The sequence below is a fragment of the Bacillus pretiosus genome (assembly GCF_052947655.1).
This window is the reverse complement of record NZ_JBRFUV010000002.1, coordinates 386,560-398,207: the sequence shown is the minus strand read 5'-3', so window position 1 is coordinate 398,207 and position 11,648 is coordinate 386,560. Positions and strand designations below refer to the sequence as shown.

The 11,648-nt window shown below is 33.1% G+C and carries 7 protein-coding genes and 1 pseudogene; 5 read left to right on the top strand and 3 right to left on the bottom strand.

Translation table 11 applies throughout. The features are described 5' to 3' along the window. Nucleotides 1–136 precede the first annotated feature (136 nt). Complete coding sequence (locus ACU8YW_RS29050; protein ID WP_098858627.1) at nucleotides 137–823, bottom strand: hypothetical protein; 687 nt, start codon at nucleotides 821–823, stop codon at nucleotides 137–139. 474 nt (nucleotides 824–1,297) lie between these two features. Between ACU8YW_RS29050 and ACU8YW_RS29045 the strand changes: the two genes are divergently transcribed. From ACU8YW_RS29045 to ACU8YW_RS29035, 3 genes are all read left to right on the top strand, one after another. Further along, complete coding sequence (locus ACU8YW_RS29045; protein WP_426934655.1) at nucleotides 1,298–2,848, top strand: replication-relaxation family protein; 1,551 nt, start codon at nucleotides 1,298–1,300, stop codon at nucleotides 2,846–2,848. Further along, nucleotides 2,820–5,894, top strand: coding sequence for a type IV secretory system conjugative DNA transfer family protein (locus tag ACU8YW_RS29040; RefSeq protein ID WP_426934654.1), 3,075 nt, complete (start codon nucleotides 2,820–2,822; stop codon nucleotides 5,892–5,894). The genes ACU8YW_RS29045 and ACU8YW_RS29040 overlap by 29 nt, the downstream gene beginning before the upstream one ends. A 171-nt stretch (nucleotides 5,895–6,065) precedes the next feature. Further along, a complete protein-coding gene (locus ACU8YW_RS29035; protein ID WP_446894135.1) occupies nucleotides 6,066–6,656 on the top strand; it encodes a hypothetical protein in 591 nt (196 codons plus the stop codon). 140 nt (nucleotides 6,657–6,796) lie between these two features. Here the strand turns inward: ACU8YW_RS29035 and ACU8YW_RS29030 are convergent, their stop codons facing one another. Next, on the bottom strand, nucleotides 6,797–6,955 hold the full coding sequence (locus tag ACU8YW_RS29030; protein ID WP_426934653.1) for a hypothetical protein: 159 nt from the start codon (nucleotides 6,953–6,955) through the stop codon (nucleotides 6,797–6,799). 103 nt (nucleotides 6,956–7,058) lie between these two features. Between ACU8YW_RS29030 and ACU8YW_RS29025 the strand changes: the two are divergent. Next, nucleotides 7,059–7,326: pseudogene (locus ACU8YW_RS29025) on the top strand (CD3324 family protein). Nucleotides 7,327–7,462: 136 nt separating this feature from the next. Continuing rightward, nucleotides 7,463–8,272 carry an alpha/beta fold hydrolase gene (locus tag ACU8YW_RS29020; RefSeq protein ID WP_426934652.1) on the top strand — a complete coding sequence of 270 codons (810 nt, stop codon included), beginning with the start codon at nucleotides 7,463–7,465 and terminating at the stop codon, nucleotides 8,270–8,272. Between the two features lie 119 nt (nucleotides 8,273–8,391). Here ACU8YW_RS29020 and ACU8YW_RS29015 read toward each other — a convergent pair whose 3' ends face one another. Further along, nucleotides 8,392–10,089 (bottom strand): helix-turn-helix domain-containing protein, encoded by a 1,698-nt coding sequence (locus tag ACU8YW_RS29015; protein WP_098133170.1) that lies wholly within the window; start codon nucleotides 10,087–10,089, stop codon nucleotides 8,392–8,394. Nucleotides 10,090–11,648 lie beyond the last annotated feature (1,559 nt).

Here is an 11,648-nt window from a genome sequence, read left to right as displayed (position 1 = left end):
CCAAGAAATTTCACACATCCTATTTGAAAGACTTATATGAAAGACTTATATGAAAGACTTATATGAAAGACTTATAAATAAAACGTGTATATAACCCTAAAAAAAGAGTAATACTTCTTGAGTATTACTCTTTTAACTATATAGTTTTATATAAAACCCTTAGTTTATTAAACAGATCTTTATGATCCCGCTTCTTTTTTAATAACTCATTTTTCTGTTGGTTGTCTACAGAAAGGAAAGGGGATGTCAATGTCATGTTATATGTAGTTATTTCTTTTATTAATTCGGAAGTTATTTCTGAGATTTGTAGGAATAGCACATAAAATTGTGATTCATTTTTATTCATTTGATTCTCTTTGAAATTAAGTTCTACAAACTTGTCAGTATAACTTGTCAATTTCATATCAATATAATCACTATAACTAACATGTAAGGTCATGAAGCGATTAAACTCAGATGAACTAATTAATTTCTTTGTTAAGCATAGATGCACTAAATATATCCTATATACAGCTTTAAATGAAATAATATATTTAGTTCTTTTTTTTCTTAATTGGATGTATTCACCGTATCTGTTAATTAAATATCTTAATTTGTTAGATTTTATCCTTAATATTCTACTAACTTGTGAAGTATTGTAAATTTTATAAGGATCTAGAGCTGCAAACCGTAATGGAATTATCTCATATTCATTATTTAATGTGTTGGTTACCTTGTTATAAAGAAAGTCTGCTTCAAATTCACTTTGTATTATCTTTGTTATTAACCCATATTCTGTGTTCCAATTCCGCATTTTTTCACCCCTTAAATCAGATTGTAACATGCAAAATATGAAATATACACAATTTTCATTTACTTTATTATGTTTATTTACTTATTTCTTTTATGATGTAATTTTTCCTTCTGATAAATAAATACCTCTACAGAATTAAATGCAATTCCGTTTAATATTTAATTTCATCTATACAAAAGTATATTCACTGTACATTTTATCTATTTTTGATACTCTACACATATATGACGGAATACATATGACGAACTCTGATAGCAAATTTTCACTTGATAACATTGTATTTTATTACTCACACCTGACGAAATAATATGTATCTTTAAACCAAGAGTTCATAGGGGATAATGGTTTGTTTTTTTGCAATCTTCAGCTAAAATATACACTAATCACTTTTATGTACTGAACTGCTTAATTTATCCAACATTAATTACTTTCATTACATGACAATTACACCCGATTTTATGCAGATTTCCGTATATTATTTCCATATCAAGGGAGTGTTTAAAATTGAAAAAATCATTTGATCATGCCGTTAAATATATCGTCGGAGAGAATGATCGTGGAGTTTATTTTAATCGTTCTGATATTTTTACAGTTTTATTTTTATATGAACAACGAACAGTATCTCAAATTCAATTACGAAAATTTTATGAATTGATACGTGGGGAGCCTATAAGTCGAACTACATTTTCATCCAAATTAACTAAGTGGGCTAAAATGAAAGTAATAAAAAAAGAAAATATAAGTGTGAGAAAAAAGCGTGGCTTCACACTGGATTTCGTTTCTATCGCTTCAAAGGGAGCAGAAATATTATATCGTTTAAAATTAATTACTGATCGCAATACCTCGTTTGTTACCAAAAGGCAATATGAACACAATATAGCTATTACACAATTTGTGCTAAATCTACTTGAAGCAGAATCCCAAAATGAACATACCGGTGCAATTGTAGGTGGTAACGGCGATTATCTTTTTCCACTAAACTCAATTGTGAAGCAAGACTTACATTTACCCAACCTAATGTATTCTGATTCAAATGATGTTTACTTCTTATACGAAGATGAAGAGTATCGCGAAATGTTTCAGCCAGAACTTCAACCCGTTTCCTTCCAACAAGATTTACCTCAACTCGTTTATTCATTTCGTCCATCTAAAGAGTTTTATCCAGACTCAAAGGGAAACCCATTAATCATTCCTGATTGGGTTCTTACATGTAACGATTCTATTATCAATATTGAAGTTGATACAGGAACAGAAAACATTCCATTTCTAGAAAACAAACTGAAAAAATATCTTGATATCGCTGCTTCTAATCCGTCTAAACAGTTTTACGTGTTATTTTCAGTAATCGATGATTCCTATCACACAATTTCTACCTACAAAAAAAGAACTACACGTGTAACAAATTTAAAAAAAGCTTTCAGCAATATACCACGTTTAAGTGTAGTGAATAACCTAGATGTTTACGTATGCAACATGGGTGGATCGGAACTTGTAATAAACAATATTCTTCAAGAAATTCGCGAAATTAATAGTTTAAGCAAAAGTCATCTGCTCAAAAAAATCACAGAACGTTTGAACATAAATTCTTCTTTCCCTTACTCGGTAGAGTGGATATCTAATAAAAACGAAATGCAAGCGAAAGGGATTCAGCATTCTAAACTACTTGAGCTAACAGAACACATTTTGGTATTACGAAAAAAAGCACCTGATGAAGAAAAAAAATCTTTAGATTACTTAGAAATATTGTGTATATTAACAATACTTAAGGTAGGGGAGGTTAACACACACTTAAAATTACAACAATTATCAGGATTGTTGGCCATGCAAAATCAACACCGAACACTAAACCCAATTAAAATTTTGGGGATATATGAAGCGGATGAATTAGAGCATGGGCAGCAAGCCATTTTTACTGATCTGTATCACAATTCCATAGCACCAGAGAATATATTATTGGCTACTTCTGCTGAATTGCTTAATTTCACCGCTGCTTTTTATTCGTTAAAAGAGAGGGTGAAACAAGAATTTGGAGAATGCAGTTCAAAAGAATGCTGAACTCAATAATGCACCAGGTAATGGGGAGGATCCAAAAGCCGGAAAGAACAAAAAAAATTCCTATACAGTTACAATCGATCTTACAAAATGCTGGAAATATCGTTTAGCAGCCCGCTCATCTTACTATGTTGTGACATTACTACTTCTGCTAGCTTGGTATTTTGCGTTTAGAGGAATTTATAAATATGCTTCTTTCTGGTCAATACAAATGGGGGCTCCATTACCTACTTTAAGTATCTTCGGTAATCCGTTTGAAACTAATTATTACATTGAAACCTTTTTTAGCTTTTGGATTTTAATTTATACTTGGCAACTATCAACCAAAGTTAAGACCTATCAGGAGATAAAGCGTAGATGGTTTATTTTTTCGATGATGTTAATTGGTATAGTTGCCCAGTACTTATGGGCGTTTAGTGTTCCATTAGCTAAGATATTTATTCCATTCTTACATTCGAAAGCTGGAGAAGTTTCACTAAATGACAAAGGATTAGAGGATACTATACTTTCAAATTTTAGTAATATCCTGCACCTTGTATTTGCTATACCTGTAATTATTATTATTCTCGTACTCTTATGGCTCTTTAAGATTTTTTATGAACATAAAAAAGAGCTTTTAGATGAATTCGGAAAATGGGAATACGTATTTAAAATACCTGGTTGGATGCTTTCCTTTTTGAATGATGATCGTCAACGAAAACTTGCTACTTCATTACACAAGTTTTTCACTGAAAAAAACCCATCAAAATTGCCAGACCCTGATATCTTTCTTGGTCCTAATAGTGCAACACGGGAAATGGCAGTTATACAGGGTAAGTCTCTAACGCTTAATATAATGATCATCGGTAACATTGGTACAGGTAAATCAGCTGCACTTGGTTTACCAATTGCTAATCAAATTCTTGACTATATGGCTTCAATGATTAATAACTTTAAAACCTTATATGCAAGAAAAGATTATCATTCAGAGGATGTAAAAGGAACGCAGGTAAATGGTCTTACAGTTATCGAGCCATCTAATGACTTCTGTGAAAAGGTATATAACTTGGTATTGGCACACAAGATTCCCGAAAGTGTTATTTTCTATTTAGACCCAACAAATCCTGATACCCCTTCAATAAATTTTGTACGTGGTCCAGTTGATAAAGTCGCTGAGATGTTATGTTCAGTATTAACAGGGCTCTCTGATAATGGAGCAGGAAATCCTTTCTTCGTTCAATCTGAGCGTTCCCATCTTAAACAACATATTTACTTGTTAAAACTCCATGATTCAAAATTTGAAGCTAGATTTGAACATTTAATTGATATGTATAATAATGCTAATCTCGTTTTTGAGATGCATCTCAAATTAAAAGAACGACTTCCAAATGATATTGAATCTATTCCAGATAGAGATGAACGAAACCATTGGCGCATAATGAAACAAGTAGATGAATGGTTTGATTTAAATTATGTTCCCGAAATTTCTGGTGGCCGTGGGGGAGGGGAAGTTGTTTATCATACTGAAGGGAAATACTATGGGCAACCTAAGATTATTGATAAACAAGAAACCTTCGTTCGTGGTTTACGAAACACATTAAATGATATTTCTGCTCAGCCTCTGCTCCGTCGTGTTTTATGTGGTCCATCGAATTTTGATTTTGAGAAGCATTTGGAATTTGGAGGTATTCTGTTAGTCAATACAGCGAAAGGGGAACTTTCTGATCTATCTGATGTATTCGGTAAATTGTGTTTATATGCCGTACAGAATGCTGTTTTCCGTCGTAAGCCTAACATATCTCCTTACCATCCTGTTTTAGTCGATGAGTTTGCGGATTACATTTATAAAGCATTTAAAAGTTTTCCTGCTCAATCACGTAAATATAAAGCACCTTTAATTGTTATTGCACAAACAATTAGTCAATTGGCAATTGAACATGGCCCAAGATTCATGGATATCCTGTTAGGAACATTTCGTAACAAACTTGTTTATGGTGATGTTACTAATGAAGACGCTAAATTGTTTAGTAAGCTAATGGGTACGAAAACAGTTTATGAGGCACGTGAAGGTGATCAAGAAATTGATATGGTAACAGCAGAAACGAAAACACAAAGTACACGTAGAACATCCTACTCTTATTCGAAAACAGAAGTACCCATTCTTTCTGAAAATGATATCTTAATTCAAAAAGCATTCCAGTGTGCGGCTAAAATTGTAAAAGATAATGCTCCTCAAGGAGGAATACAAGTAAATGCAAACTTTGTTCCTGCCACTGAGTTTAAAACAGCTAAAATTCAAGTTGATGCAGAAGCAGCTGCTTATTGGCTAAAAATTCGTGAAGAGTCATTAAATGCGGAAATTAAATATGAGGATTATGTCACAGATACAGATGTTGATAGTGAAGAAACTGTAATTGAGGAATTGAGTACACCTAAAACAGCGCCTACTGCAATAGAAGGTTGGTTACAAACGTTAAATCCTGATACTTACGATTTTTATAATAATGAAGATGTTACTGACAATGAAGGTGAGCTAACAAATAATCAGTCTGTTCAAGATTACTCAAGAAATTCTGCTCCTAATCTAGAAAAGGAGGACACTACAACATCAATTGCTACTTCTAATACAACAGAATCCGCAAAAATTAATAAAGTAATGGATGTTCAAAAAGAAAATGTACCAGATACAAGTAAACATAGAGAACCTATTGAACTTAACACCAAAGCACCAGTTATTACTGAAACTCCAATAGAAGTGCGAAGGGCGAAGCATACACCACAATATAGAGAACCTGCTTACACATCAACTGTTACCCATAATCAGCAGGAACAGGAAATTCAACGAACTGCAGAAATCAATGGTAAAAATACAACATCTAACTTAACAATGCAGTGGTTACAACAAATGGCTGCTACTGTTCCTCAAGATGATGAAAATACATTACCTTTAGATGAAATGGAAGGTGGCTCTCGTCTTCACAATCGTAAAGTAGCAGAAGTAACTCCAGAAAGTGCGGCAATTAAGGATAAACTCAGTCAATATATCGAAGGTGACATTAATCATGATTGATACATTAAGCATATAACGAATATTTCTACTGGTAAAAAGGTGTGGGTCGTAAACTCATACCTTTTTATTATTTCATATGTAACTTCCCCCAAGGAGACCATTTCTTTATGCTAAAATTTAATTAAGTTTGTGAAGAACCAGAAAATGGATTACATAATAAGGGTTGGAGGAATGACAGTGGAGATTGCCAAATTAAATTTGCCCATGGATAGTATGCACTTTTTACTTAATCATCAAATTAAAGGAAATGAATTCGAATGTCTCAATGTAGAATTTTACACCTATTCAAATGGTTTTCTTTTAGATGTAGTGGAATGGACAAAACAAAATGATTTTTCTTTATCGATATTGGATAAAGAATATACTAAAGCATTTTTAGCGAGTTTAGAGAAGTTTAAACCATACCTTGTTATCGGGAGTAATATGGATTCAGGTAATCTAATTACTATCTACCAGCCCACAGGAGAAATATATGAGCTAGAACATGAAATTACGGAAAGAGTAGAAAGATATTTTGTTAATTCTTCTATAGAGAAAATGCATTCCTGCTTCAATTCCTTTAAAAAGTATTGGGTTCAGCTAGTAGAGCAGGGGCACTACAAAGATTGTGATATAATAAGGACTTTTCATGATTTGAAGAACAAATTAGTGGAGTTTGATACTAACATATTAATAAATGATGATAACTACAATAGACAATTTTGGAATTCCTTATATCACGGCAAGTTAAACTTCTTTTTGAAAAAGTCAAACAAAATATAGATTATTTCTAATGGGGATACTTCGTGAAATAAACTTTATATGAAAGTAAAAATGATTTTTTAAGAAACAAAAGCCGTTAATGGGTTATCTCCTTACTGTTTAAAACATTCACTAAATAAAAAACAGTAAGGAGTGGTTTCTTAATCCCGCATTGCACCTGCTTTTCGGGAAGTCATTGCGCCTTGTCCTTCTCTTACATCATTTTGAATTTCTTGTTTCACTTTTTGTGCATCAGTTTCTGCAAAATTTGGTTTCATAATAGAACCAGACGTTTCTATATCTTTTTTATCATGTTGCATACAAACCCTCCTGACTTTAACATTTGCAAACCTTATTATGTACAAAAGTACACATGATATCCACCGAGTAATCGAGTGCGTTTATGGATTAATACGGACAGATATGAAGTTAGCAGAAAGGGGCTATTTAAAAACAACGGCTATTTTACCTAAAAAGCTGATATTAGAAATTCAAAAGTATGTTCCAGGAGAAATAATATATATTCCTAAACCTAAAACCTCTCATCAGAGACGGGGTATACGTTCTGGGACAAGAAAGCTGATCGATGACAGAAATGCTTCTATTAAACGGTAGAACGATTAATCAAATAGCTGATGAATATCACCTCTCCATTGAAACAATCAAAAAATTGTCTACTCTAAATAAATAAAAAGGATACACTTATGAAATGATGCTCATTGTTTTTTCTTATGGCGAATTTGTTTCTTAGTCATTTCCTGCATTTTATATCATTCGCCAATTGTGTAATGTTAAGGGAAATGACAGAAGAAAGGAAGGATGTACAAATGAGGATAGTAAAAAACGGAACATTGCAAGTACTTGGAGCAAGCATCTACTATGAGGTGCGTGGCTCAGGTCCAATTCTTCTTTTGATCCATGGTGGGGGTGGTGATGCCGACAAGTTCCATAATATCGCCGACCATCTTGCTAAATGGTATACCGTTGTTACTTACGATCGTCGTGGTCATTCCCGTAGCAACCTCGTCAATAAAACTGAGGATTATCATGTGCACACACATAGCGAAGACGCTCACCTGCTGCTAGCTAATCTGACCAATGAACCGGCTTATGTATTCGGAAGTAGTTCTGGTGCTGTCATCGGACTTGATCTGTGCATACGCCATCCTGAGCAAGTACAGTTACTAATCCCACACGAGCCGGTTTTATTACAACTTTTACCTGAAAATGAGTTGAAGCAGGCTATAAATTTCATGGAAGACCTTAAGACAAATCATCAAAGTGAGGTCATAAAGTTATTGTCAAATATTGATGATAGCAATTTCGGACTATCGAAGGATATGCTAACAGAGCGACTACTCGGTAATTCGACTTATTTCACTGAGTATGAAATCCCGGGAATTCTCAGCTATACTTTAAATATCAATGCATTAAAGACCCCATTAAAACCTACATCGATACAGGTACGTTCAGCCGGCGGAAGTACTTCAAGAGAATTTTTTCCTTACCATTGCGCAGTCAACTTAGCAGAACACCTCGGAACAGAATTCGTAGAGTTTCCCGGACACCATGCGGGCTATAACACAGTGCATCATAAAGAGTTTGCTGAGAGGTTACACGACGTTCTTGAGAATTAATCAGGAAACGTATCAATGGGTAAGGTATGAGCACAATGGCGCGTATAGATATCAACAGCAGAATATGAACAAACTAAAAAGAAGCAGTTACCTCTCCATTTAAAGGTATCTGCTTCTCTTTACATAGACTCTATAATCATTTGTCTTTCATACCACTTGTTTAGCTTTTCATTAACACTTTTTGAAATACGCTTCATTTTGTTATTACAGAATCTTGAAAGCGTAGCAGGGGATAAACCTATTTCATCTGCTATCTCACGCATTGTTTTATTTTGATGCATATGCTGATACATAATTTTTTCTCGTATCACATCTTCTGATCCCTCAGGAGTTTGTTTTACTGTCTCTGCAATATAATGATCCTCCTGCTTCTCTTGCATACCTATTACTTTTTTCTTTACCATACTATCTATATTATCCATCAATTCTTTTGGTGGTAAGATAATGATTCCTAATTTGGAGTAGTAATTCTTAAACCAATTACGTTCTCCTATCCTTGTTTCATCCAATTCCTCTGCATACGCCCAATGTGAAATGACACATTCTTTTTCTAAATCAATTAAAACACTTTCTAGTTGTTCACGAATTCGAGTTGGGCGACCCTTTGTAGTTGTAATACCCATTACAGATAGTAGACCTTTTTCCCCACCAATGGAGTATGGTCTTTTTAAAGTACTGTATTGTTGACGGATTCGCCACTGCCAGGATAAATAACGTATTAAACGTTTATGAAACTTGTGTCTATAGCTATTATACTCTAATGCTTTTTTCGATAATAAAGCAGTTGTGCTATTAGATCCATACAAATAGCCCGATAAGAAACTACCTGGTTTAATCTTACAGGATTCTATCCCCATATATTCATTAGTATTCTTATCTCTCCATAACACTACAGAGTCCAGTACGAATAGTCTCTTGATTACTTCACGTTTTACTTCAAATTTTTCCCCAGTTTCAGCTTGATCGTTCAATACTACAACTTCATTATCATCATTCAAATAAATAAAGATGCTTGCTAACGCTGCAATACGTTGTGCTACCTTTATCTTATCTTCTGCACGATAATACTCTACACCGTTTGCTGATGCTTTTGGCATATTACATAATTCCAATACATTCTCATAACTAAAATCTATGAATTCATCTGGAGATTTAGCTTGATTCAACCATTGTATTGTAATGGTATCCAAACAATCTGCTGTAAGATCATCCATATTACTAATTACTCCATCAACCAATATAGACCATCTTTCTGCTTCATTTGTATTCACTAATCTCAAATCCTCATCTTTATGTGAAGATAGTTGTGCAACTCCGCTTGAATTTTTTGTTTCTAATGGCAGTACCGTTTTTGCTGCTGCTTCATCTTCTTCAAACTGATTTTTTGCTATTCCATCACGTAATTGATAGTACATTGCGTCATTTGATACAGGATAATATTCGTCAGGTATATCTGCTATATAATCTTTTATATGACCATGTTCAGGATTTAAAATTTGAGTTGGTTCAACTGCTTCAAACTTTTCTCCAAACTCTTGTTCAATGATTTTATCTAATACATTTTGAATCTCAATTTTATATTTATCTAGATTCGCATAAATGTTCAACAACGATATTCCTTGTTCTTGTTTCTGCCCCAGCCAAGAAACAAGTGTTGAGAATGAAGGGGATATATTAGCTGATGTTACTAATTTATCGTGATTCTCTTGTACTTCGTTATAATATTTTTGCCATTTGGCCCATAACTGCTTATTTTCTTCATAGATTGGAGCAGCAAGTAGGAGGGCATCACTGAACAATACTAATACTTTCTCCATATTTAAGTACCTCCTAACAATGTTAATAACCAATATAATATAAATCCTAACACTATGAAACCTCATAGCTATATGATGGCTACATAACCTTTAAGTTGAAATGTTATCTGAATAATCCGCACAATTGTTGATTTTTACTCTTTTTATTGTGGATCATTTAAATTCTCTTTACTTGTCTTTAATTATATAAAACTGCTTCTATTTGTAAAATCACTACTTTACAATACAATTTCAATTTTTAAAAGTAAATTAGTTAAATACACTGATTTTTTGCTTAACGACTAGAAACTTGTTACTTTAGGTCACAACTTAAATACGCCAGCTGCTTCTTACTTGAAACTGCATAGCTTTATCATGGCTATTAACTCTTATTTGAAACTATGTAGCCTTATCATGGCTATAAGCCCTTATTTGAAATTGTATAGCTTTATCGTGGCTATTATTTCTTACTTGAAACTATGTAGCCTTATCGCGGCTATTACTTTTTATTTGAAATTATATAGCCTTATCGCGGCTATAAGCCCTTATTTGAAATTGTATAGCTTTATCGTGGCTATTAACTCTTATTTGAAACTATATTGCTTTATCGTGGCTATAAGCCCTTATTTGAAATTGTATAGCTTTATCGTGGCTATAAGCTATTACTTCTTATTTGAAACTATGTAGCCTTATCATGGCTATAAGCCCTTATTTGAAATTGTATAGCTTTATCGTGGCTATTAACTCTTATTTGAAACTATATTGCTTTATCGTGGCTATAAGCCCTTATTTGAAATTGTATAGCTTTATCGTGGCTATAAGCTATTACTTGAAACTGTATAGCTTTATCATGGCTATTACTTCTTATTTGAAACTATGTAGCCTTATCATGGCTATAAGCCCTTATTTGAAATTGTATAGCTTTATCGTGGCTATTATTTCTTACTTGAAACTATGTAGCCTTATCGCGGCTATTACTTTTTATTTGAAATTATATAGCCTTATCGCGGCTATAAGCCCTTATTTGAAATTGTATAGCTTTATCGTGGCTATTAACTCTTATTTGAAACTATATTGCTTTATCGTGGCTATAAGCCCTTATTTGAAATTGTATAGCTTTATCGTGGCTATTAACTCTTATTTGAAACTATATTGCTTTATCGTGGCTATAAGCCCTTATTTGAAATTGTATAGCTTTATCGTGGCTATAAGCTATTACTTGAAACTGTATAGCTTTATCATGGCTATTACTTCTTATTTGAAACTATGTAGCCTTATCATGGCTATAAGCCCTTATTTGAAATTGTATAGCTTTATCGTGGCTATTATTTCTTACTTGAAACTATGTAGCCTTATCGCGGCTATTACTTTTTATTTGAAATTATATAGCCTTATCGCGGCTATAAGCCCTTATTTGAAATTGTATAGCTTTATCGTGGCTATTAACTCTTATTTGAAACTATATTGCTTTATCGTGGCTATAAGCCCTTATTTGAAATTGTATAGCTTTATCGTGGCTATTAACTCTTATTTGAAACTATATTGCTTTATCGTGGCTATAAGCCCTTATTTGAAATTGT